The following is a 24,634-nucleotide window of genomic DNA, read 5'->3' on the forward strand; positions in this document are numbered from 1 at the left end:
GAAAGGGGTTCACTATGTCTCGTCAAAAGCAACAACTCACATCAATGATAGTGGGCTTTTCACTATTTATGATTATTTTAGTCAGTCTTTTAAACCAAGCAACTTGGATTAATACTTTCGATAGTCACATCATTCATATCGTTCGTAGCGTTGCTTCACCTTTAACAACCACTATAGCAATCGCTATCACAAGCATAGGTAATCCTTATAGTATGCTGGGATTAACAGTCGTAGCAACGCTCACCTTACTCTTCATCCGCCAGAATAATGCTGCGCTCTTCTTATTAGTCAATATGGCGGTTTTCAGTAGTTTAAACCACATTATTAAAGAATGGGTTGCTCGACCCCGACCTAGCGCGCATCATTTGGTAGTCGCTAGCGGCTTTAGTTTTCCTAGTGGTCATTCTTCTGGTGCCCTATTATTTTTTGGTTCATTAAGCATTATTGCCATTTACCTGATTAAAAGTCACTATTGGCGGCACCTAGTAATTGGTTTGTGCTTAATACTGACGCTCCTCATTGGGATTAGCCGGATTTACGTGCAGGTTCACTACCCCACAGATGTTTTAGCCGGTTTCATGTTAGCCTTAACCGGATTAGGCCTTTCGTGGTATTATTTTGATAGCTACCACCTATTGCAGCAAAAATCGTAATTAAAGGGGATTTTTATCATGCTACTTGATCAGCCAAGTTCTTTTGCCCACTTCCTATTAGACCAGGCCATTCGCCCAGGCGATGTTGTCATCGACGCCACTGTTGGCCATGGCGACGATACTTTATTTCTAGCGGAAAAAGTTGCCGATTACGGCCATGTTTATGGCTTCGATATTCAAAAAGAAGCGTTGGCAACTTGTCAAAAACGGTTAACAACGGCCAATCTTAACCAGCAGGTATCCCTCATCAATCAAGGCCACGAGCGAATCATCACTGCTCTTCCCGCCGATTTAAAGGTGCAGGCGGCGATCTTCAGTCTTGGCTCACTTTCACCAGAGACTTCTCAAGATGTCACGCTCCCTAACACGACCATCTCGGCTTACCATCAAGTCTTATCCCGTCTCAATCGGGGCGGTTTATTACTTTTTATCATTGATAATCACTTTTTTAAATCGGAAGAAGAAATCCACTACTTAGTTGCAGATTTAACCCGCCTCAATCCTGAGCGTTATGCAGTTCGCCACTTTCAAGGCGTCAACCAAGATGTCGGTCAACTACTGACCGTGATCAAAAAATAAAAAGGTTTCCGGATAAAAGTTATTTTTATCCGGAAACCTTTTTTGATTGCTCAATTTTTGGATTAACCAACGATTTTAGTGCCGTGTGCTTCTGTCACGTTTAATCGTTCAGTAATACCAGCAACGTTTTCCGCTGTAATGCCACCGCCTGGTAAAATGCCTAAGCGACCGTCAGCTAAACGCACTAGTTCTTGAAGACGTTCTTCATTTAACGGTGCCGTTAATGGGCCACCATGCGTTAAAATCCGTTTAACATCATGTTCAACCAACCAGTCGATTGCTTCGGCTTGGTCAGCTACTGCTAATTCGTCAAAAGCCATGTGGAAAACAACTTGCATCCCATTGGCAGCGCCAATTAGCATTTCCATTGCTTCATCATCAATCTTATTGTCAGGTGTTAAGCAACCCACAACAATCCCGTCAGCGCCTAATTCTTGTGCTGAAAAAATATCAGCTTCCATAATTTTTAATTCTTGATCGTTATAGACAAAGTTACCACCACGGGGGCGAATCATGACCATCACTGGCACATCATGTTCATGTGCATAACGTACTGATTCAGCCATAACACCACGACTAACAGTGGTGCCGCCAACCGCTAAGTTGTCGTTTAATTCAATTCGTTTGGCACCATTACGAATGGCAGCCGGAATTTCGGTGAAATTTTCGACACAAACTTCTTTGATTAACATGGGAAAACCTCCAATTTTTATTTTAAACGTGCTTTTTGGGTTGCAACAACTTCCGCTCAATCTAAAATTTCTATTAATCCTAAAATCTGGATTAATAGAAATTTTTAATTAATGCTCAGTTGCTAAGCGCACCCAAAAGCACTCATATCCAAACCTGCTTTTAATTAGCAACTTTCTGTGCCTAGTTCTATCCGTCAAATCACCGACGCTGTCGGTAATTCGCCAGATTGACTAGTGCTCAAAAGTTAACCGCCAATTAACGCACTCTTTTTTAAACGTGCTTTTTGAAACATATTCCTGCGCTTAACGCTATTTGCCAAACTAGCGATTCCATCGCTAATTCGTCAAATCAGGTTAATGCTCTGAATATACCCGTTTCAAACGCACTCTTATAAGAACATTGCGCCTAATACCAATACCCCTAGGATAATCCGGTACCAACCGAAAACCTTGAAATCGTTTTTCTTGATGTAACCCATCAAGAACTTGATTGAAATGATTGAAATGATGAGTGAGACGACCATCCCGACCAATAAAATAATTGATTGATCACCAGTAAAGGTATTGCCTTGGTAGAAGAACTTCCCAATCTTCAAGATGCTGACCCCAATCATCGTTGGAATTGCCATGAAGAATGAGAATTCAGCCCCAACAAAACGTGATGTCCCAATTAAAATCGCCCCTAAAATCGTTGCGCCTGAACGTGATGTCCCAGGAATAATTGATAAGGCTTGGAAACACCCAATCCAAAAGGCGGTTAACCAAGGCAACGTATTTAAATCTGCAAATTTGGGTGTGCGTTGTTTATTGCGATTTTCAATAACGATAAATAAAATACCATATAAAATTAACATACTTGCGACAACCCAGTTTTGCATTAAATGTTCGTCCATCCAATCATTCAATGGGAAACCAATAATCACTGACGGAATAACCGCCAAAATAACCTTAAACCATAAAGTCCATGTTTGCTTTTGCTCTAATTGATTCTTCTGCGGTGAAAATGGGTTCAATTTATGGAAGTATAAGACGACAACGGCCAAAATCGCACCGAATTGAATGACGTAATTAAACATATCCATAAAGGCTTTTGATTCGCCCATTTTTAAAACACTACCTACTAAGACTAAATGGCCCGTTGAACTAATCGGTAACCATTCCGTAAAACCTTCGACAATCCCTAAAATAATTGCCTTAATCACATTTAAAGTTAACACAATCTCCATCCCTCCATGAAACGTAGTCGTTCTCTAGTATACTAATTTCAAATCTAGAATGCGACTTAAATTAGAAGTTTAAGGTTTTTTTATTAAAATTAAACACAAAAAAAGACCGCCAAATCACGGCCTTTTGCTTATTTTTAGAGTGTTGTTTCATCAAAATCAAACTGGCGTTGCGCTAAAACGGCGCTAAAATCAGCTGGCACCGGGCTTTTCACCGTAATTGTTCGTTCTTCAAATGGATGATAGAACGTCAATTGGCGGCAATGAAGTGCTTGGCGCGGCAATAGATCATCAGATTCACCGTAGAGGTTATCACCAATTAGCGAATGCCCTAACGATGCAAAATGGACCCGAATCTGATGTGTCCGGCCTGTTAGTAACTTCAATTTAACGAGTGTGGCGCCATCACCGTGAGCGGCTTGCCAATATTCGGTCAATGACCGCTTACCACCTTCGCCGACCACCCGTCGCATGTAGAATTCTTCCGAGCGTTTAATCGGACGATCAATCCACGCATGTTGCGGTAAATCCTCGCGCATATCACCACTAGCAATTGCGATATACGTTTTTTGTAATTCTTTCGACTGTAACTGTCGATCCAACAAACTATGCGCAAAACCATGCTTAGTGAACATCATCAAGCCGCTCGTATCACGGTCCAAACGCGTGACGACATGAACTGCAAGACTTTCAGCTTGTTCATCAATTAAATACTGCTTCACAAAGTTAGCCATCGTGTTATTCGGATGGTTGGGTGCCGGCAGCGAAGCCACAAAGGCTGGTTTATCAACAATCAGAAAATGATCATCCTCATAGGCAATTTTTAAATCACCCTTCACAGGAATCACGTGTTCCACCGCTACTTCTGGCGCTAGATAAACCGTCACCACATCATTTTGAACTAATCTAATATTGGTATGGGCTTCCTGACCGTTCACTAAAATCTGCCCACCTGAGAATTTAATCTTCGATAGCTGACTCCGAGAAATCTCATGTCGTCTTAAAAAATTGCGTAAAATACAGCCTTCGCTGTCTGTGTATTGCCACTCAAATTTCATGTTTTGACCCAATAAATGCATCTTCGACGCGATCCCAGAAATGGGTGTGTCGGTAACGTGCAAATTGTATTCTTTCTTTTGCAATTTTAAATTGCATTGATTCAATTGGTCGATCCTTAAACGTAAACTGATCAATCGTCACAACGTAATCGCTGGTGCGTGAGGGTTTTAATAGTAACCACTCATCAGAAGGCAACACAATTGGTGCGGCCAGTGTCCGGTAAACCCGATTATTAATCGACGCAATTTCGGTCAATTGCATCGCTTCTAAGCGTGGATGTAAGACTGCACCACCAATTGATTTCCCATAGGCCGTTGAGCCGGTTGGTGTCGAAACACATAGCCCATCGCCACGGAAGCTTTCAAAAAAGTTCTCTTTGATATAAACATCAGTCCGCAAGGTTGCCGCGTAACGCCGCAACGTCACTTCATTCAATGCCAAGAAGTGTTGGACTTCATTGGTATCAGCATAGGTAATCTTAACTTCGAGTAACGGATAACTAATACTCTGACCCAAATCTTCTTGTAAAGCGACCACTAAATCATCAACTTCAAAATCCCGCCAATCCGTATAAAAACCCAGGTGCCCTGTATGGACCCCGATAAAGCGGATTTGATCTAGCGCATCGGCATAGCGGTGAAAAGCAGACAATAACGTCCCATCACCACCCACTGAAATCACCACTTCTGGTGTTTGCGCGTCCATCGTAAAACCGTTGTTAATTAACTTATTGGTCAGTTTATCAGCCACTTGTCGAGAAGAGCTGCCGTCATTGCTATATACCGTTATTCTCAATCTGGGGCATCTCCTTCAGAATCATTTTCAGTCGCCTTTTCTAAAGCACTCTGCCACTTGCCATATGAAAAGAGTTGTTGTGCTTCTTGAATTTCTTCGCGAATTTCAGACATTTCTTTATCTAACATAAATGACGCTTCGGCTGCCCGTTTTAAACGTGCTTTCAAGGTTTCAGGGAATTCCCCTTGGTATTTATAATTGAGTGAATGTTCAATCGTCGCCCAGAAATTCATCGACATTGTCCGAATCTGAATTTCTGCCAAAATCAATTTTTCACCACTAATCAATTGCACGGGGTATTCCACCACAATGTGATATGAACGATAACCACTAGGTTTAACGTTTGAAACGTAGTCGCGTTCCTCGATAATCTTCATATCGGTTCGTTGGTGTAATAGACCCACAATTTCGTGGATATCCTCGACGAACTGACACATAATCCGTAATCCAGCAATATCTTGCATATCTTGTTCCAATAAATCTTCTGTGATATACCGCCGTTGCATTTTCTCCTTGATACTATCAATCGGTTTGACCCGGCCCGTTACAAATTCGATTGGGGCATGTTCATTATTTTGTTGATATTGTTTACGCATACCACGTAATTTTATTTTCAATTCACTAACGGCTTGTTCATAAGGCATCAGGAATTTTTTCCAATTTTCGACCATAATAACCCCTCATTCAATCTGTCACATACAGCATTATTCTAACATATATTGGAAAAGAATAGATAGCATTCCTCCCAAATCAAATACAATTACAAGTTTTCAAATTTATGCTAGGATAGTCTTATTCTCAAAAGGCAGGTTATTAAATGACTCAGACCATTGAACGTGAATTTAAAGTCAGTCTCACTGAACAACAATTTAAACAACTGCAAGCCGCTTATCCATGGCCGACACCTTTTACCCAGACTAATTATTACTACGAACTACCACAAAATGAGTTACAACGCCGACATATGGGGTTACGAACTCGTCTTTACCAAGATCATGCAGAACAGACACTGAAGGTCCCCCAAGCTGGTGCGACTCGTACCCTATTGGAGATCACAGATACAATGCCATTAGCCACCGCACAGCAATTGATTGCGCAACAAACCATTCAGCCCAATCAGCAAATTGCCAAGTATCTAGAAACAATCGGGATTGATTGGTCGCCCCTTTTCATCTGGGGTCAAGCAACCACTAAGCGTCGGGTTTTAACACTGCCTAGTTGTCGCCTGACATTAGATCAAACAACCTATCCGGATCAGACGGCTGACTATGAATTGGAACTGGAATTTGACGACATGATACTCGCCCAACCTTTCTTTCAAGACATCGTTGCGCGTTTCAAATTAACACAAACTGCACCACTCAACAAGATTCAACGTGCTAAAAATCATCAAAGCTAACTAATTGCAAATCCAAAAAAATTTGTTAAAGTAAGACAAGAGCTTTCAATACGAGACTTAAGTTTGGGGGAACCATTTTGTTAGAAGTGTTTTTATATATTAACCCGATCGGCCAACGTTGCTTGCAATCCGAAAAGGCACTTTTAAAAATTATTGACGAGGCTGATATGAACATCCATTTCAAGTTCATACCCGTCCTCAACTTACAAAACGTTGAACGTTACATGCAATTTCAAAATTTAAACCGACGTGACTTAGACTTAAGAAACCACGTCTTCAGTACGATGTACGAAGCAGTCTTAGCTTATAAAGCAGCGACTTTCCAAGGAAGTAAGAAGAGCCAAGCATTTTTAATGCAGCTCCAACAAGTTTTTCAACAACCTGATACTACCCTTGATACTAAATTAGTTTTAGAAATCGCTGAAAAGGCCCACTTAGATACTGAAATGTTACTCGAAGATTGGCACAGCGATTTAACTAAACAGGTTTTTGATTCCGATCAACAACTAGCCTGTGAAATGAACATTAAGATGACACCTTCCGCAGTTGCCTTTGACTATTCTAAAGATGACTCTGAAGCCGGCTTATTAATTGAAAATTGTGATTCTTACGACCTCTTGAAAGAGGTTTGTTCTCAGGGAGTGAGTCCTGAAGACACGTACCAAAAATTACAAAAACATAAAGCTAATGTGACTAAAATCGCCTTTCGCGTACTGTCGTAATCCGTCATTCAGCACTAAATAAGCGCTCAAGATTTTAAACAGTCTTGGACGCTTATTTTTTAGCCCGCAAAGCCTGTTGTAGCCTGCAGGTTGGCCAATCTCGAAAAGCTTGTTGGCCAATTAACGGTTGATTTAAGGTGGGACAAAACTGCGAAAATGTGGTTACGGGTTGCTCAGCCAGCCACCACTTTAAGCGACTTTCAAACTGATTCTGCTGATAAAGTGGTGGCACTACCGATTGATAAAAACACCAATCAGGGGCTTTTTGGAGTAACGTTCCTTGTTGGTAACAAATCTGTTGCAAGCGGACAAAACGCTCATCACATAGCTTTAGTCGTTGCATCAGCCGCGCTCGTTGCCAATCAATCGGCATATTTTGAATATTGATTGGTTTTAACAAACGATTTTTACTTAAAAATGCGACTAGTTGACGCGGTTTAAAGTATTGTGTCCGCCACTGATAACCTTGAAATTCAAGCGCAACGACGTGATGTTGCAAGACCCAACGGTGCAATTGCGTGCTGTAACAAAATAGATAAAAGCCCCATGCCGGGCAATAATTTAAAAAAGCCAATTGTTGCCGACTAAGATGACGGGATTTAAAACGGAACCGATCACCAACTATCCAAGTGACCGCCAAACCACTTGCATGATACCCCTGCGTTCGTTTTAACAATCGTGTGGGCGTCAACGGACTACATTGATACTCAATCACTTGTGACTCACAATTGAGCTTTGTTAAATAGACATCGGCCCTCTGCTCAGGATTAACAACCAACTCAAAATCCGCCTGCCACCCCAGCGCATTAGCAAGTGCTGCAATCGCCACCTTACCAGTTTGATGGGCGTCACTTTCACCGCCACCACCCACCACTTTAGTTTGATGCGCAAAATAAGGAACAGTCTGCTGACCGCCCTTGAGCTGAACAGGCTTTTGGCACCGCGGGCAAAAATACTGACCACTTCCAAGTAAGACGGCATCTCCAGCAGACACCAACTGACCAGCAAGATTCAAAGCCATTTTCATCAAAACACCCCAAGAAAAAATACGCAAAAAAGCCAGTTGATTATTCATCAACTGGCTTTTTAATTAATCTTTAAAATAGTAACGTGTTAATTCCAAGGCACTATTTTCCATTACTCTCTGACCATATTCACTTAAGAAATCAGCGGTGTAATTTGTCTTATGACCAAATTCATTAGCGACCGCTAAATCATCTTGGACAAACGTTTCCGTTGTATTTTCTAAGAAGAACACTAATTGCGCGTAATATTGATGTTTGTAAACAAAAAGGTTCGAAACACCACTTTCAATGTGCAACTGTTGGGCGAGTGCAATCCAATCTTCAAATGTATCAAAGCCTAAAACAACTTGTTTAGTTGGGTTATCCGCTTGATTTAAATAAGATTCGATTTCGTCGTCTTCTTCGTCATCCTCAGAAGAGGCCGTATCCCGCTTCAATAGTTGATCCTTAATATACTCTGTAATACCGTCTTTTCCCTGAACCATTTCTGATTGTGCTTTGTTCAAATCGAGATTAGATAAATTCTTACTAATTAATAACTCTAACCCCTGTTCATTAGGTAACACTTGGAAAGTGACCGCATCATTATTAGCGAAAACGTGATCTTGATCAACTTCTTCTAGAATTGAATAGAAGAAGCGCTCGATTTTTTTATGATTACTCAATAAATCAAGACCAGTAATGCCACGTTCTTCTAGATCATCATTTTCCAATAAAACACGAATTGTGTTTTCATCGATTTTTTCCATTCTCATGGGACAACGCCCCTTTCTATTGGGCTATTTAAATAGCCTGCACAGTATCCTACTCTTTGCTTTACCATACCAGTATCGGACACAACATTCAAGTATCAAACCATTTCCATTCAAAAAAAGATAATAATTTCGTTTGCTACTAAAAAAGTCGAGGTATCCACCTCGACTTTTTTTAGAATCCTGCCATTAATTGTGCTTGTTGTAATTCTAGTGCGCGCACTTCGCGTGGTAAGAAACGACGAATTTCATCTTCGTTGTAACCAACTTGAAGTCGTTTTTCATCCAAGATAATTGGTCGTCTTAATAGACCAGGATTTTCTTGAACAAGATCTAATAATTCATTAACAGATAAATCATCAATTTTAATATTTAGTTGTTGGAAAATCTTAGAACGTGTTGAAATAATTTCTTCAGTGCCGTCCTCAGTCATTCGCAAAATGGTTTTAATTTCATTTTTATTGAGAGGCTCCGAAAAAATATTGCGTTCTTTAAATGGAATGTTATGTTCCTTTAACCACGCACGAGCTTTACGACAAGATGTACAACTTGGTGAAGTATATAATGTAACCATATGTCTCTCTCCTTTACCTTTTATGAGAGCGGCTATGAAATAACCCATCTCCGCCTCATTCTCTCTCTTACAAGAACTTATTATACACGAAACAACCAGCAAAAACTAGTTAATTTCCTTAATTTCTAATTAAATATTAATCTTTTCTATTAGACTAATAGTTTCGTTATGTTCAATAAAAGCGTTTCAATCCACTCATATCACACTTTGAACTTATTGTCCCTTTTAAAAGGTTATCCTTACCATTTAAAAAAAATTATACCAGCGTATCGTTCTCATGATATTTAACTTATTTTTTGTAAGCTAACAACAAGACCTATTCTAACCTAGTCTATTTTAATTGTCAAACCCTGTTCGGCAATTGTGACTGGAATTGTCGTTATCACTGTTTTAGCTTGTGCCAATAAAGTCTCTGGTGTGACAGCTTGTGGTAAATGCGTTAGCAATAATTGTTTAACGCCGCTAATCTGTGCAAGGTTCGCTGATTGCGTCGTCGTCATGTGCGCCATCTTCCCTGTACGATCAGCCAAGAAGTTAGTGTCAGTCATCAATAAATCAGCACCCTGACAGAACTCAGCTAACCCTGGGAAGTAGGCAGTATCTGCTGTAAAGACTAAAACCTTGCCGGTTGTTTCTTCTTCAATTCGAACGGCAAAGGCTGGTACTGGATGCTCAGTCCGCTTAAACGTGACTTTCAATGGTCCGAGTTGCAACGTAGTATCTTCTTGATAACCAAAACCTTGCGTTACATTTGGTAGGGTTAGGCTACCAAAGTGCAATGGATCTTGTAAATGCCCATAAATTGGCAATATGGGTTCTTTCTTTTGACCTGCTTGTAGTTGCCAGTAATATTGTAAAACGCCGACATCTGCGATGTGATCATGGTGATAATGCGTCAACAAGACGGCATCTAATTGGAGTGGATCAAGTTCTTTTTCGAGTGCCAAGAGTGCGCCGCTCCCGCAATCGAGTAATAAATGATAATCGCCACTCGTTAAGAGATAACTACTTGTGCCGACCCCCGCGTATGGATAACCGCCATAATAACCTAAAACTGTTAATTCCATTTTAATGAACCACCTTTCTATCTTCCTCTATAGTAGCTCACTAGCCAATTATATTGCACCCTTGTTTTTAAATATTTAGCGTTTTTTAAGCATCAAAAAAGGATTGGCATGTTAGCCAATCCTTCTTTACTATTGAATAATTTGAATGCGTTGTTGCTTAATATCTTGGTAAAAGGCCGTCACACTGACGATTAAATATGGATAGAACCAGATGAAACCGATGCCGGCCGTCAAGTAGACTAACAATTCCCAGCCAATGAATGATAACCCTAATCCTAATAATTTCAACCAGTGCCCTTTTAAGATAAGTACTGACAAGGATAGTAGCATCCGCATTGAAACCTGTGGAAAATCAAATTTGATCAACACTAAGATTTGATAGTACATCAAAATTAATGGTTGCAAGAAGGTGATTGCTAGAATCACCAACAAGAATGCCAAAACAGTCGTATATTGTTTTGGATTCTGACTAATCTGCATAATATAAGGTGCCATTGATGTGATGCCATTATACGTATAACGGAAAACCCTTTGCCAGCTGATTAACTGGTGAAATGGTGCTAAACCAATAAATGTTAATGCCCAATTTAATAATTGTTGAATGAAGTTTAAGATAATCAGATGCGTATAAAACGGTGGTCGGAACAATACTAATGTATCGCTGAGACGCGTTTCTTTTTTGATTGTTAATTTATACGCCGCTAAGAAAACAGCGTTTAAAAAGACAAAATAAAATAAATAGTTGGCAAACGTATTTAACATTTGATAACCAAATGAATTTGTCTCGAATAAGCTTTGCAACAGCGTATCGGTCCCCATTTCGACTAATAGCCAGATAATCACTAAGGTTGCCATCATCTGCCAGTGGCCTTTTAATAGTTGCCGCGCAGTTGCACGATAAGTTCTTAATTGCAAAAAATTTTCCTCCGAGCTTAATATAGTGCATCGTCATTTAACGGTATATTGACGATGCGATTGTAGATTTCGGCAGTTACCAGATAGAACACAAAATAAATCATAATGAAAATACCGCACACAATATAGACTAATTGTAACCCAGGATTATCCAAAAACAAACTCAATAATCGAATCGCAAAAATCGCGTGCAAGGTCCCCAGAATAATCGGCAATAAAAAGATAATCAGAATTTGGAAATAAATCGTGCGTTTGATTTCCGAATAAGTCATGCCAATTCGTTTTAAGGTTTTATACTGTAAAATTTCCTCTTGGGCTTCCGATAATTGTTTCAACATAATGATACTCCCAGTCGCCAACATAAACGTCAATGCGATAAATAAGGCGATGTACATATAAAAGCCAAAGTTGGCATTCGCACGGTCCTGATTAGGCTTGCGTAATAATAAATCAGCACGGACAAAACCACTTCGTTCTTCTTTAGTCGTCACTCGATAGCGTTTAAAGCCATTCTCATTTCTAACAGCTGTTAGATAGCTCCGTTTTTTCGTATCTTGTGAAAGCTTAAAAAACGACTTCATCAGTTTTTTATCGCGTCGTTGCTTAGGCGTTAGATCAAGCGCATAGACATGGTCAATAGTAGCCGGCTTGATTTGATCGTAATATTGATCTGGCACAGCAACCATATTCAGTGAGCCGTAAAAATTAACCGATACGCCATTTGGAAATAACCGCCGAAGATGAATAATGCGGAGCTGTGGTAACTCCGGTTGCTTAATCTGCAGAGGAATTCCTTGTTGATTGGCATGCGCTAACCGTTTATGATGTGGCATCTTAATCATCGTTAGCGGTAAATCAATCATCGCAATCGCCTCATTAGGCCGTAATGGCGTTGCTGGAAGCTTAAATTGTCGAGCCATCAACGCATTATATCGCGATAATGGTAAAACGCCAGTAGCACCAGCAAGCGTCATTGAATCACTTAACAAGGGCGTTGCCAGTTCAAATTGGGCATCGACAATTTTATAGGTAGTCTCTGTGATTTTTTTCGGTGTAACCTGATGCGCCCGTAAAATTTGTTCGACACCTTTTTTTTGATATTTAGAATAAATAATATCTGCGGGAATATTTTCACGCAATGTCTTTTGGCTAAATGTATAGATCATCGCTGCGCTCCCCAACGCTGTAATCGTCACAGCGCTTAGAATGGTAATCATCCACAATGTTTTCGCATTTTTCTTAAACCGATAGCTCAGATTCGTCACACTCAATAAATGTGTGCCCCGATAATAGAGTCGTTTCCAATGGCGTTCAATTCGGAGCCAAATCTGCGTATACGCTTGGAAAAAGGCAAGTGTCCCGATGACTTCAAACCACAAAATGGCACCCAAATACCCCGCATCAATACCATAGCCATAACGCCGTTCAAGTTCGGGCATCAGCACTAAAATACGTTCCGCTAAATAATAACCACTGATAATCAAAACAATGCCAATTATTCCCCAGATGGTTGTTAACCAATTAGGGCGCCGTATTTTGCGGCTAAATTCGGTAGGGTGTAATAAATCGACCAGTTGATAGCGAAAAATTAAACTACTATTTAATAGGCCAGTTAATAAGAACAGCAAACCGAAAGTAATCGTCGTCTGCTTAATAGCTCCCCAGGAGATTAAAAACGGGATTGCGACACTGATGCCCATCATCCGTAATAGTAACATCCCAAATAACTTTGATAAAAAGATTCCGAAAAACAGACCAATCAACAGTGCAATCGTTCCGATTACTAAACTTTCGGCGAAGAATACCACACTAATCTGCAGACGCGTAACACCTATCACACTTAGCATTCCGATTTCTTGCCGCCGTTTCTTCATAAAAAATAGATTGGCATACGCTAGGAAAAAGGCCGCAAATAAAATGATAATGATGCTGGCAATTTGAATCGTCCCACCAAAAATTAAGCGTTCACCCGCCGATTTTAGTTTAGACAACACTGGATCAGTTTTGATAGCTGTAAAACAAAAGTAAACAACAATCGCCATAATACAGGCCATCAAATACGCAGCGTAATCGCGGGCCCGATTAATGGTACTTCTAACGAGGAGTCGTAACAGCATTGTAGCGACCTCCCCCACCAATTGTCGCCTGCATATCAATGATTTGATTAAAGAATTGTTGTCGATCACCACTGCGGACAATCTCAGAAAAGAGCTGACCGTCTTTGATGAAGAGAATCCGCCGGCAATAACTTGCCGTAAACGCATCATGCGTTACTAATAGGATCGTCGTCTTCTCCTGATGATTAATTTCCGTTAAATACCGTAAAAGTTCGGTTGCCGATTTTGAATCCAAGCTCCCTGTTGGTTCATCAGCCAACAATAAAGTAGGATTGGTAATCATCGCCCGACCACACGCGACCCGTTGCCGTTGCCCGATTGAGATTTCATCTGGATAGCGGTCTAATAGGCCCCCAATCCCGAGAACTTGTGTCACTTGGGCGAGTCGCTTTTCGATTAAGGCGACGCTCATCTTATCTAACGCTAACGGTAACAAAATATTTTCCCTAACCGTCAGCGAATCCAATAAATTAAAGTCCTGAAAAATAAAGCCTAAATCATGTCGTCTAAAATTGGCTAACTTAGCCTCACGCATTTTCGTCACAACTTGATTTTTGATCATTACTTGCCCATGTGTTGGCCGATCAATCGTCGCAATCATATTTAAAAGCGTCGTTTTACCAGCACCAGAAGGTCCCATGATGCCGACAAATTCGCCTTCTTCGATCTCAAAGGAAATATTATTTAACGCATTCACCAGATTAAACCGATGGCCATAAACTTTAGAAACTTGTTGAACGGCTACCACTGTCATTTTGTCACACTCCCGAATTAACTTGCTTTACATTTTAGCAGAGTTTTACCAAAAAACCCATTTAATCAGACCTTAGTTGGTTGTCTTTTAACTTAAAAATCGGTACTATGAACTTAATTATGTCTGAGGAGCGCTTATTATGTTTGAAATTATGATTGTTGAAGATGATCCTACAATTGCTAACTTGATTGCTGAAAACTTAGAGAAATGGCAGTTAAAAGCCATTATCCCCGATGATTTCGATACCATTTTTGACCGTTTTTTAACGGATAAACCCCACTTAGTCCTACTAGATATCAATTTACCCGTCTATGACGGTTTCTATTGGTGTCGTAAAATTCGTGAAGTTTCTAAAGTGCCAATTATCTTCATCTCTAGCCGCAGTACTAATATGGATATGGTGATGTCAATGAACATGGGTGGCGATGATTTTGTTAACAAGCCCTTTTCAATGGAAGTCTTAATCGCTAAAATCAATGCGCTTTTACGCCGGACCTATAACTATGTCGATCAAAATACAGACGTCATCGAACATAACGGCCTTCTAATTAACTTACAAAGTGGCGGGGCTCAAGTTGGTGATACTGTCGTTGACCTCTCTAAAAATGAATATAAGTTACTCCAATTTTTGATGCGTCAACACGGGCAAATTGTCAGTCGTGAAAAACTCCTACGGGCGTTATGGGACGACGAACGTTTTGTCGATGACAATACATTAACCGTCAATATCAATCGGCTGCGTAAAAAAATCGAACAAGCCGGTCTAGAAGACTATATTCAAACTAAAATCGGCCAAGGCTACATCATTCCATAAGGAGTAATTATGACCTTTAAAAAATTTATTCGTGATCATCTATTTCACATCGTATTCTTCTTTGGTGGCATGTTTGTCTTAGACATCGTCTTATGGCTAGATCCCCATATGCGCCTGGCCAAAGAAACCTTGATGTACCTCGATTTCCTATTAACGATTTTCTTTTGTGCTTTCTTGATTGGCCTTTACCTCTACCATCGTAAATGGTTTCGAACAATTCAGATTCGCCTCAATGCTAAAGAAGATGCCCTCAATTGGCCACTAACCGGCGCTACTTCGGCTGAAAAACAGTACTTTCAAAAATACGTTAATTCGCTATTAGACTATCATCAACAAAGCATCGAACGTTTGATGCACGCTCAACAAGATCAAAAAGACTTCATTGACGGCTGGGTCCATGAAAGCAAAGTGCCACTTGCTGCAACGCAATTGTTGGTTGAATGGATTGAAGATCAAATCCCAGAGGAGAAATTTAATCAACTGACCGACGAGCTCGTACAAATCGAACACTACGTCGAACAAGTTCTCTATTATTCTCGTCTTGATAGTTTCTCTAAAGACTACTTGGTCCAAGAATATGCTTTGAAACCCCTCATCAACCAAACGATTCGTCAAAATCGAAACTATTTTATCCAAAACCGGATTCAATTCAAATTAACTGGTGAGGAGCAAACTGTACTGACAGATGCAAAATGGTTAGTCTTCATCCTGAATCAAATCGTCTCCAATGCTTTGAAATACACGCCTCAAAACGGGCAAATTACAATTGATTTGGCGCATGATGAACAAGGTGTCTGGCTTAGTGTCAGCGATTCTGGTATCGGTATTCCCGCTGAAGATTTACCGCGCGTCTTCGATAAAGGCTTCACTGGGCAAAATGGGCGTCAATCCAATCAGCGCTCAACTGGCCTAGGCCTCTATCTCGCTAAATCGCTAAGTAACAAGCTTGGCCACGAACTTTATGCCAGCTCAACGCCCGGAAATGGTGCGACTTTCAAATTACTCTTTCCCTTTTTAAGTTACTATAATGATCCAGACGGTGAACGTTTGATGGGCAAAGAAAATCATTTTAGATAAATATAATCGGCTAGTTCCCCTTTTTGAAGGTGGTACTAGCCGATTTTTTTATTCACTGACTCATGCAACTGTTATAATAAGCACATTAACCAGCGAAAGGAACCAACGCATGCGCAAAACAATCATCTTAACCCTCGCTTCACTACTCTTGCTTACCGGCTGTGGTGTTCAAGCTAAAAAAACGACCCAATCAACCAAAAGTACGAAAGAAGCAACCATCACTAACGTCAAATCAACCACAGAAAAAATCATCCAAGGTGCCACTCAAACTTGGACCTTCGGCAAAAGGGTTGGTTCACAACAAACAACCAAAGGTGTGTCTGAGCAATTAACCATCTCGCCGACCACCAGAAGCGATGCCCAAATTAACTGGACAACCGGCCAAGGTCAAATTTCTGGTAATACAGTGGTCTACAATCAAGTATCGTTTAAAACCTGGTCTCGGAAAACACGACAAAGCGTTACTAAAGAAGGTCAAGATGATCTTCACTTTATGTCGGTCACTCAAATTAACCAGACACTCAAAAAATTAGGTGCCAATTTCAAAATCGGTAGTTTAAATGATCTGATTTATCTAGAAACAAAGACTAAAACGATGGTTCTTCCTGAAGCGGTCATTGCCAAAGACGACCACCTATACACTATTAATATCGAATACATTACGACTGATCACACCCAAACCCTAGAACGTGGTGAAGTCTTCAATAGTACCGCAACCCAACAAAAAACAACGCAAGTCCCCTTAACGCAGTTAAATGGTACTTGGACTGCAGCCGGCACAACGGCCAGCGCTAACGATAGCGGCAAAGTACTCGTCAAAGACGGCTACCTCTATCAACAACGCTATGACAGTTATGAACGCTCCGCAATTCAATCGCTGGCTTCCGAATCGGCCGCCACCCTTAGAAAAAGCGCGATGTTCACCGATCAGCAAAGTTCTGCAGCCAAAGCTGGCTACCAACTCACTGGTAAATCAGTTGCCAGTGGCGATAGTATTGGGTACCTCTACCTCTTTGTTAACAATCAAAAATTAGTTCGTATTGGCGAAGGTCTTGCGACCGACTACCAAAAAACAAGCGACCAAGTCTCTGAAAAAGAGTTACCGCAACAAAGTATCACGATTTTCAAGCAGATGGATGATAAATATCCTGGCGAGGTTGCTTCAACAATCACCACTAAAGCGGATGCTCCAATCGTCGGTATGAGCGCTAGTATCAACTATTTGACGGATGTTACTGCCGGTCAAATTACGGAAAATAAATCAGTTACAAACTAAAAAAAGGAATACGCTAAGCGTCTTCCTTTTTTATTAGGCAGCTTCTTGTTGTTCACGGGCTGCTTCTTCTTTTAATGCCATTGATGTGGCAATCTTGGTAAATGGCAAGTAGATAATCGTTGAAACGAGTAAGTTAACTGCGGCTAAACCCCCGCCTTGCCAACTAACACTTGCCATAATCCCACCGATAATTGGTGGTGTTACCCAAGGTGGCATGATGGTTGCTGCTGGCACTAACCCTGTGCTCGTTGCAAAGTAAGCAATTGTCACTAAGACCATTGGTGTCACAATATATGGAATGAATAGAATTGGATTTAATACAATTGGTAAGCCGAAAGTTAATGGTTCGTTGATATTGAAAACGCCAGGTGCGGCACTTAAGTTACCAACAATCATGTATTGTTTGTTCTTACGGCCAACTAACCAGATAGCGAAAATTAAACCTAATGTTGCACCTGTACCACCCAAGTTAACAAATGAATCAAAGAATGGTTTGTTAACGATGTAAGGGGCCACTTTACCAGCTTTAATCGCTGTGATGTTAGCTGTAATAGCAGGTGCATTGATTGTTTGCATGAATGGTTCGATCATGTTGGCACCATGTAACCCGAAGAACCATAAGAATGGTGTAATGAATGCTAATAATAAAGCTGAAGGATAGCTGTTTGCAAGCCCTTGGAATGGTTCTTGAACGGCTTTGTAGAATGATGTCACGATATTTTCAATACCAAAACCTAATAAAATTGTTGCGAATAATGCAAAAATAGAAATGGTAATCATTGATGGTAATAAAGCAGCAAATGACTTAGCAACTGCAGGTGGTACCCCATCAGGCATCTTGATCACTAAGTGTTTGTTACCTAATAAGCGTCTGAGGATTTCAGTTGAAATCATTGCGACAATTAAGGCCACGAATAAGCCCATTGAATCCATGCCAGCCAAGCCACCAACAGCAAAGAAAGAACCTAATGCTGTTACGCCTGATGCTAGCGGATTAACATCGTAAGACTTACCTAAGTTATAGGCGACTAGGAAAACGATGAAGACAGACAAAATAGCAAATGTCCCACTCCAAGCGTTCCCCCCAAATTTAGTCCAAATGTAAGCTTTGTCCGCGCCGGTACCAACTGTCTTTGAGAAAACACTATTCATAAAATTGGTATATGCCGGAATTGGTAAGTTATTGAGTAAGGTCGCAAAAGCACCTAAAATCATCAACGGCATTGTTGTCACAAAGGCATCCCGAATGGCAATTAGATGTCTTTGGTTCCCAACTTTAGCAGCAACTGGTAAGAATCGTTTCTCCATGAAACTGATAACTGAATCCATAAATCTCACTCTCTGTCCTGTTATTTAAAAGCCTATATAATTGCTATTACAAGTATTATCATAACGGCTTATGTAAGCGTTATCAAATAATAACCATACTAAAAAGCTTAAATTAGGAAGGTTTTCACTAATAACCAAAAGAAGCACCAACTCACTTAAATACTGAGTTGATGCTTCTTTTTTAATTTATACGGTATATACCATTCTCTTAAAATAAAATGTTATTTTTTTATTAGTGATGCATCGTTAACGGACTAATTTATCCCAAATAACGGGCTTACCAGCAACCAATGATTTCGGTACATCGATAATACGTTGGTTACTGCTTCCTCTAAATTGTAAGGTTAAATCCATCTTATCTTGCATAAAGCGACCGTCCACTAGAATATCGATTTGCGATAACAATTCCAGTTTATCGGGTGACTCGAGCATTAATTCTTCCCAAGTATAACCCGTCCACGACCAAACGTCCTTAGTCTGTCCGTAGGTTTCATGGATGCGATCAACCAATGACAGGCACGTTTTGGTATTTAAGAAAGGTTCGCCCCCCAGTAACGTCAAACCTTGAACATACGGTTGGCCAAGATCATCAATGATTTGGTCCTCCAGTTCTTTGGTGTAAGGCCGGCCATATTTAAAATTCTGTGCAATTCGGTTGTAACAACCTGGGCAGGCAAATAAACAGCCACTAACATACAAACTACAACGGACACCTTCACCATCAACAAAATTAAATGGTTTGTAATCCGCAATATAATCCTGACTAAGTTCTTCAGACAACCATTCTTGTGGTGCCGGGTTCTTAGGCCCGCGTTTCGTATTTCCCATTGAACAAACTCCTCAACTCAAAATCGTTTATTGTCTTGCAACGTTATTATTATCATTACCAATCGTGATGTGCATGTGTTTGACACGACTTGAAATTTCCTTATGACGACCGTGAACCATTGGCCGTTGTTGTGGGTTACCTAAATAACCACAAGTCCGTTTAACAACGTCACACGTTGCTGGATCTGTGTTCCCACATTGTGGGCATTGGAAGCCCCGTTCAGTTGGTTTAAAGTCACCCTTAAAGCCACACTTGAAACATTGATCAATTGGCGTATTGGTGCCTAAATAGCCAACACGGTCATAAGCGTAATCCCAAACAGCTTCTAGTGCCTTAGGATTTTGACGTAGATTTGGATATTCACAATAGTGAATAAAGCCACCGGCACAATATTTAGGATAATCTTTTTCGAAGTCTAACTTTTCAAATGGGGTTGGCGCCTTGCGAACATCATAATGGAAACTATTTGTGTAGTATTCCTTGTCCGTAATGTTTTCGACAATCCCAAATTTTTGCGTGTCTTTTTGACAGAAAGTATTCGTTAAACTTTCAGCAGGTGTGCTATAAACTGAGAAATGATAACCATATTCTTTTTCCCAATCAACACAATGGTTATAGAGGTCCTTAACCACGTCTAACGTGAATTGCTTAGCAGTTGCATCCTTTTCCCAATCTGGGCCGAAGAAGGCTGCACCGACTTCATAGAGGCCAATATAGCCCAATGAAACTGTTGCGCGTGAATTCTTGAAGACTTCATCAACACTGTCCGTTTTCTTCAAGCGTTTGCCAAAAGCACCGTAACGATAAAGAATTGGGGCGTTTTCAGGTTTAGCTTCCTTAGCACGTTCCACTTTGAAGACGAGGGCTTCCTTGCAGACCTTCAAGCGTTGTTCTAAAATTTCCCAGAACTTAGCTTGGTCGCCAGCAGCTTCAAGCGCAATCCGTGGCAAGTTAACTGTTACAACACCCAAGTTCATACGGCCACTGTTGACCTCTTGTCCTTGTTCGTTTTTCCAGCCTTGTAAGAAACTCCGACAACCCATTGGCGCCTTAAATGAACCTGTTAATTCAACTAACTTGTCATACATTAAAACGTCAGGGTACATCCGCTTAGTTGCACATTCAACAGCTAGTTGTTTAATATCATAGTTTGGATCAGTTGGGGCTAAGTTTAAACCACGTTTAACAGCAAAAACGAGTTTAGGGAAAATAGCCGTTCTCTTTTCCTTACCTAAACCTTCAATTCTAATTTCTAAGATTGCTTTTTGAATGGCACGTTCCATCCAACTTGTCCCTAAACCAAAGCCAAGTGTCGTGAATGGTGTTTGGCCTTGTGATGAATATAAAGTATTGATTTCATATTCCAATGCTTGCATCGCATCATAAATATCTTTTTCAGTCTTAGTTTGTGCGTAAGCTGTTTGTTTGGCTTCGCCATCAATCCAGTTTTTAGCATCCGTTAAATGCTTGTCGTAGTTCTTCTGTGCAAAAGGTGCCAATAATTCATCAACTCGATCAGCTGAACAGCCACCATATTGGCTAGAAGCAACGTTGGCAATGATTTGTGACATTTGTGCCGTAGCTGTTTGAATTGAATGTGGTGCTTCAACTTCGGCGTTCCCAATCTTAAAGCCATGATTCAACATTTCTTTAAAATCGATTAAACAACAGTTCGTCATTGGACTGTATGGTTGGTAATCCAAATCGTGCCAGTGAATTTCACCTTTTAGATGCGCATTGGCAACCTTAGGTGGCAACATCTTAAGGCCCATTGCCTTAGCGACGGTGCCGGCCGTTAAGTCCCGTTGTGTGTTAAACACTTGGCTATCCTTATTGGCATTTTCATTGACTACGGTTTGATCCTTAGCCAATAATTTTTGAATCGTAAAGTTAATATCAGTTGCTTTATTGCGGGCAAAATCCCGTTGTGTCCGATAATTAATATATTCCTGGGCGATGTCATATTGATGATGTTCTAATAGTTTGTGTTCAACAATATTTTGAATTTCATAGATTTTAACGTCTTTATCAAACCGCGCACCGACTTCGCTCACGACGTCGGTTGCCACTGAATTTAAAATTTGATAATCAAGTGGTTCTAATTCATCCTTAACGTTTTTAGCAGCTTTAATGACTGCTTGTTCAATTTTATCCGCTGAAAAGGGTAAAATACGTCCGTCACGTTTGACGACTTTAATCTCTAAATCCATTTTTGGGTCTTGTTCTTCACGTATTTCCAACATTGCACCAGTCTCCTTAAAAAAATCACTATCCCCATCATAGACGAATTCAAGATGCCAAGCAACTATATATAGTGTATTAGACATTAAAAAAGGCGTATACCAACTGTATGTCGTATACGCCAATTGTGCACAATTTTTTCTTTCCCGCGCCCTTATCAGGATTAGCCTGACGAGGTTCAAAAAAGGATTGACAAGTTTGCTTAATTTTTTAATTTTAATGTCATCGCATTAATTGCCACGACAATTGTTGAAAGCGACATCAAGATGGCACCAATCGCTGGACTTAAAATTAAGCCCCAAGCGGCAAATAAGCCACCCGCCAATGGAATTGCTAAAATGTTGTAACCAGCTCCCCACCAAAGGTTTTGCGTCATCTTCCGACTAGTAGCATGTGCTAAATTCAAGAAATGCATGATATCGTTCGGATTACTCTTAACCAAAATCACATCTGCGGAATCAATTGCGACATCCGTGCCCGCACCAATCGCAATCCCAATATCAGCTCGCGTCAAGCTAGGGGCATCGTTGACACCATCGCCAACCATCAAGACCACTTCACCCTTTGCTTGGTAATCTTGTACAAGTGCTTCCTTATCTTCTGGCTTCAAATTGGCTTGAACTGTCATACCACCCAATTGTTGCGCCACCTTTTCGGCAACCTGTTGATTATCCCCAGTCAACATCACCGGTTGGATATGACGCTTTTTCAATGCCTTGATGAACGTCAGTGCTTCTGGTTTCAACTGATCCCCTTGCGCGACCAATCCTAAGACAGTTTGACCTTGAATTAGATAACTAATGGAATTACCTTTAGCCGCCAAAGTTTCAAAGGCTGCCGTATCAAATGCGATTTGCTTTTCTTGTAGATAATCGGCCGTAACGATTTGATAAGTTTGCCCTTCAATTGCGCCTGTCAGCCCGATTCCTTGAATCGTTTGTACATTTTCAGCTTGGGACATCGTAATTTTTTCAGCGTCATTATAAGCTAAAATCCCAGTTGCCAATGGATGACTTGAGTGTCGTTCCAAAGCACCCATATAAGCCATCAATTGAGTTTTTGACATCTCGCCAGTTGGTTGAACCGCATTGACCTTAAAAGCCCCTTGCGTCAATGTCCCTGTTTTATCCATTAAAACCATCGTAATTTGATCTGCCACTTCAATTGCTTGGCGATTACGAATTAATAAGCCGTTAGTTGCCGCAATCGCTGTACTTCGAGCAACAACTAGTGGAATCGCTAAACCAAGTGCATGTGGACAAGCGATGATGAAGACCGTCACCATTCGTTCAAACGCAGTATTTAAATCAGCTAAGAAAAACCAACTGATAAAAGCAATAATACCAGCCACTAACGCTGCGTAGAAAAGGTATTTAGCGACCTTATCGGCCAAACCTTCGACCTTTGACTTTTCTTGTTGTGCTTGTTTGATTAACTTCATCACCTGCGCTAAATAACCACTCTCACCAGTCCCCGTGACTTTAACGGTTAATGTCCCGTCGCCATTGACTGTTCCACCAATTACTTGGTCGCCAGTCTTTTTAGCAACTGCTTTGGCTTCACCAGTCACCAATGATTCGTTCACCTGACTTTGACCATTCACCACAAGACCATCCGCTGGGACTTTTTCGCCTGCTGCCACCAACACGGTTTGGCCCTCTTGTAAATCCTTCAAATCAACAGCGTGTTGCTGACCATCTTGATCGAGGACTTGTGCTTGGCCAGGTAATAAGGCGGCCATCTTCTCCATCGCACTCCCAGCGCTCATAACGGCGTTCATTTCAATCCAGTGACCTAACAACATGATAACGATTAACGTTGCCAGTTCCCAGAAAAAATCCATCACGTGCGTTTGTGTTGCCAAGAAATGGTTGGCAATAAAAGCATATAAACTATAACCGTACGATACCGTAATCCCCATCGCAATCAACGTCATCATCGCTGGGTTCTTCTCGGCCAATTCGCTCTTTGCACCTTTTAAGAAAGGCGCGCCGCCGTAAAAGAATAGGAAGGTTGCTAATAAGAGGACTAACCAATCCGATCCTGGGAACGTGGTTTGAAACGGTAATTTAATTCCCATAAAAGGCGATAATATAATAATGGGAATTGTTGCGACTAATGAGACCCAGAATTTCTGTTTCAAATTACCCATGTGCATCATATGTCCACCATGCATCATCATATCGCCGTGATCATGGTCCATATCATGCATATCGTGCATCTTCATATCATCGTGTTTCATCGTTATTCCTCCTTTTCACAGTCACATTTATTTGGCAAACAGTCGCAAGCCACTTTTTCTGGTGCAGTAGCTGCTTTGGCTGTCAGTAATTGTTGTAACTGCAAAATATCCGTCTGACTCAAAGTCGTTTGATCAATTAAAGCCGCTAATGTCTGCCCTTTTTTCATGCCACACAAGTGCTCAAAAAGACTTTGTGTGGCATTTTCCATCGCTTCAATCTCAGGAACGGTTGCTGTGTAATTAAACCGCCGCCCTTCCTTTTCTGTTTTTAAGAAGCCTTTTTTAACCAAGCGGCCAATCAATGTTTTGATGGTTGAATCTTGCCAATCGCGCTTTTGTTGAAGTAAATCAATCAAGTCACGACTGTTGACTTGACCAAGTGACCAGACAATGCGCATCACTTCCCATTCGGAAGTCGTAATTTCATTTGTATTTTCTGCCATCTTGCTCACACTCTTTCGTTTACATTTGTAATTATATATTCAGTTTACAATCAAGAA

General features: G+C 40.7%; 24 protein-coding genes. 7 read left to right on the plus strand and 17 right to left on the minus strand.

The window, feature by feature from the left end; genetic code table 11:
* Positions 1–14 precede the first annotated feature (14 nt).
* Together NDN60_RS03350 and NDN60_RS03355 are read left to right on the plus strand one after the other, a co-directional pair.
* Positions 15–653, plus strand: a complete 639-nt coding sequence (locus tag NDN60_RS03350; RefSeq protein ID WP_011375130.1) for a phosphatase PAP2 family protein — start codon at positions 15–17, stop codon at positions 651–653.
* Positions 654–671: 18 nt separating this feature from the next.
* Positions 672–1,232, plus strand: coding sequence for a class I SAM-dependent methyltransferase (locus tag NDN60_RS03355; protein WP_076631903.1), 561 nt, complete (start codon positions 672–674; stop codon positions 1,230–1,232).
* A 62-nt stretch (positions 1,233–1,294) separates the two neighbouring features.
* On the opposite strand, the gene NDN60_RS03360 is transcribed toward NDN60_RS03355, so the two are convergent.
* The 5 genes from NDN60_RS03360 to NDN60_RS03380 form a co-directional block, all read right to left on the minus strand.
* Positions 1,295–1,924: a copper homeostasis protein CutC gene (locus NDN60_RS03360; RefSeq protein ID WP_016265484.1), complete on the minus strand. Its 630-nt coding sequence runs from the start codon at positions 1,922–1,924 to the stop codon at positions 1,295–1,297.
* A 389-nt stretch (positions 1,925–2,313) separates the two neighbouring features.
* Entirely contained in the window at positions 2,314–3,150 is an 837-nt protein-coding gene (locus NDN60_RS03365; protein ID WP_056948118.1) for an undecaprenyl-diphosphate phosphatase, read from the minus strand.
* Between the two features lie 134 nt (positions 3,151–3,284).
* A complete protein-coding gene (locus NDN60_RS03370) occupies positions 3,285–4,205 on the minus strand; it encodes an RluA family pseudouridine synthase (protein ID WP_025016055.1) in 921 nt (306 codons plus the stop codon).
* Positions 4,195–5,001, minus strand: coding sequence for an NAD kinase (locus NDN60_RS03375; RefSeq protein ID WP_011375135.1), 807 nt, complete (start codon positions 4,999–5,001; stop codon positions 4,195–4,197). Before NDN60_RS03375 ends, NDN60_RS03370 begins: the two co-directional genes overlap by 11 nt.
* Positions 4,998–5,672: a GTP pyrophosphokinase gene (locus NDN60_RS03380; RefSeq protein ID WP_011375136.1), complete on the minus strand. Its 675-nt coding sequence runs from the start codon at positions 5,670–5,672 to the stop codon at positions 4,998–5,000. Before NDN60_RS03380 ends, NDN60_RS03375 begins: the two co-directional genes overlap by 4 nt.
* Positions 5,673–5,818: 146 nt before the next feature.
* Here NDN60_RS03380 and NDN60_RS03385 point away from each other — a divergent pair, with 146 nt between their 5' ends.
* Together NDN60_RS03385 and NDN60_RS03390 are read left to right on the plus strand one after the other, a co-directional pair.
* Entirely contained in the window at positions 5,819–6,400 is a 582-nt protein-coding gene (locus tag NDN60_RS03385) for a CYTH domain-containing protein (RefSeq protein ID WP_096584402.1), read from the plus strand.
* Between the two features lie 86 nt (positions 6,401–6,486).
* Positions 6,487–7,122 (plus strand): ClpXP adapter SpxH family protein, encoded by a 636-nt coding sequence (locus NDN60_RS03390; protein WP_231952382.1) that lies wholly within the window; start codon positions 6,487–6,489, stop codon positions 7,120–7,122.
* Positions 7,123–7,174: 52 nt separating this feature from the next.
* Here the strand turns inward: NDN60_RS03390 and NDN60_RS03395 are convergent, their stop codons facing one another.
* The 7 genes from NDN60_RS03395 to NDN60_RS03425 all read right to left on the minus strand — a co-directional run bounded on the left by NDN60_RS03395 (position 7,175) and on the right by NDN60_RS03425 (position 14,326).
* Complete coding sequence (locus tag NDN60_RS03395; protein ID WP_157771048.1) at positions 7,175–8,149, minus strand: competence protein CoiA; 975 nt, start codon at positions 8,147–8,149, stop codon at positions 7,175–7,177.
* Between the two features lie 63 nt (positions 8,150–8,212).
* Positions 8,213–8,902, minus strand: coding sequence for an adaptor protein MecA (locus NDN60_RS03400; RefSeq protein WP_011375140.1), 690 nt, complete (start codon positions 8,900–8,902; stop codon positions 8,213–8,215).
* Between the two features lie 172 nt (positions 8,903–9,074).
* A complete protein-coding gene (gene spxA / locus NDN60_RS03405; protein ID WP_011375141.1) occupies positions 9,075–9,473 on the minus strand; it encodes a transcriptional regulator SpxA in 399 nt (132 codons plus the stop codon).
* Positions 9,474–9,799: 326 nt separating this feature from the next.
* Complete coding sequence (locus NDN60_RS03410; protein WP_035145739.1) at positions 9,800–10,540, minus strand: MBL fold metallo-hydrolase; 741 nt, start codon at positions 10,538–10,540, stop codon at positions 9,800–9,802.
* 129 nt (positions 10,541–10,669) lie between these two features.
* Positions 10,670–11,455, minus strand: coding sequence for a DUF975 family protein (locus NDN60_RS03415; protein ID WP_016265492.1), 786 nt, complete (start codon positions 11,453–11,455; stop codon positions 10,670–10,672).
* Positions 11,456–11,472: 17 nt separating this feature from the next.
* On the minus strand, positions 11,473–13,572 hold the full coding sequence (locus NDN60_RS03420; protein ID WP_056948108.1) for an ABC transporter permease: 2,100 nt from the start codon (positions 13,570–13,572) through the stop codon (positions 11,473–11,475).
* The gene (locus NDN60_RS03425) at positions 13,550–14,326 is read right to left on the minus strand and encodes an ABC transporter ATP-binding protein (protein ID WP_011375145.1); all 777 of its coding nucleotides are present in this window, start codon (positions 14,324–14,326) and stop codon (positions 13,550–13,552) included. The genes NDN60_RS03420 and NDN60_RS03425 overlap by 23 nt, the downstream gene beginning before the upstream one ends.
* A gap of 139 nt (positions 14,327–14,465) precedes the next feature.
* On the opposite strand from NDN60_RS03425, the gene NDN60_RS03430 reads away from it, so the two are divergent.
* The 3 genes from NDN60_RS03430 to NDN60_RS03440 all read left to right on the plus strand — a co-directional run bounded on the left by NDN60_RS03430 (position 14,466) and on the right by NDN60_RS03440 (position 17,493).
* Positions 14,466–15,140, plus strand: coding sequence for a response regulator transcription factor (locus NDN60_RS03430; protein ID WP_011375146.1), 675 nt, complete (start codon positions 14,466–14,468; stop codon positions 15,138–15,140).
* A gap of 9 nt (positions 15,141–15,149) precedes the next feature.
* Positions 15,150–16,217 carry a HAMP domain-containing histidine kinase gene (locus tag NDN60_RS03435; protein WP_056948107.1) on the plus strand — a complete coding sequence of 356 codons (1,068 nt, stop codon included), beginning with the start codon at positions 15,150–15,152 and terminating at the stop codon, positions 16,215–16,217.
* A gap of 109 nt (positions 16,218–16,326) precedes the next feature.
* Complete coding sequence (locus NDN60_RS03440; RefSeq protein ID WP_056948105.1) at positions 16,327–17,493, plus strand: hypothetical protein; 1,167 nt, start codon at positions 16,327–16,329, stop codon at positions 17,491–17,493.
* 33 nt (positions 17,494–17,526) lie between these two features.
* Here the strand turns inward: NDN60_RS03440 and NDN60_RS03445 are convergent, their stop codons facing one another.
* The 5 genes from NDN60_RS03445 to NDN60_RS03465 all read right to left on the minus strand — a co-directional run bounded on the left by NDN60_RS03445 (position 17,527) and on the right by NDN60_RS03465 (position 24,577).
* Entirely contained in the window at positions 17,527–18,822 is a 1,296-nt protein-coding gene (locus tag NDN60_RS03445) for a PTS sugar transporter subunit IIC (protein WP_011375149.1), read from the minus strand.
* A 246-nt stretch (positions 18,823–19,068) separates the two neighbouring features.
* Complete coding sequence (gene nrdG, locus NDN60_RS03450) at positions 19,069–19,650, minus strand: anaerobic ribonucleoside-triphosphate reductase activating protein (protein ID WP_011375150.1); 582 nt, start codon at positions 19,648–19,650, stop codon at positions 19,069–19,071.
* Positions 19,651–19,677: 27 nt separating this feature from the next.
* A complete protein-coding gene (nrdD, locus tag NDN60_RS03455; RefSeq protein ID WP_056948103.1) occupies positions 19,678–21,894 on the minus strand; it encodes an anaerobic ribonucleoside-triphosphate reductase in 2,217 nt (738 codons plus the stop codon).
* Between the two features lie 200 nt (positions 21,895–22,094).
* Entirely contained in the window at positions 22,095–24,134 is a 2,040-nt protein-coding gene (locus NDN60_RS03460; RefSeq protein WP_099947436.1) for a heavy metal translocating P-type ATPase, read from the minus strand.
* Positions 24,135–24,136: 2 nt separating this feature from the next.
* Entirely contained in the window at positions 24,137–24,577 is a 441-nt protein-coding gene (locus NDN60_RS03465; protein WP_011375153.1) for a CopY/TcrY family copper transport repressor, read from the minus strand.
* Between the last annotated feature and the right edge of the window lie 57 nt (positions 24,578–24,634).

The sequence above is a fragment of the Latilactobacillus sp. genome, from assembly GCF_033176295.1.
GTDB classification, from domain to species: domain Bacteria; phylum Bacillota; class Bacilli; order Lactobacillales; family Lactobacillaceae; genus Latilactobacillus; species Latilactobacillus sakei.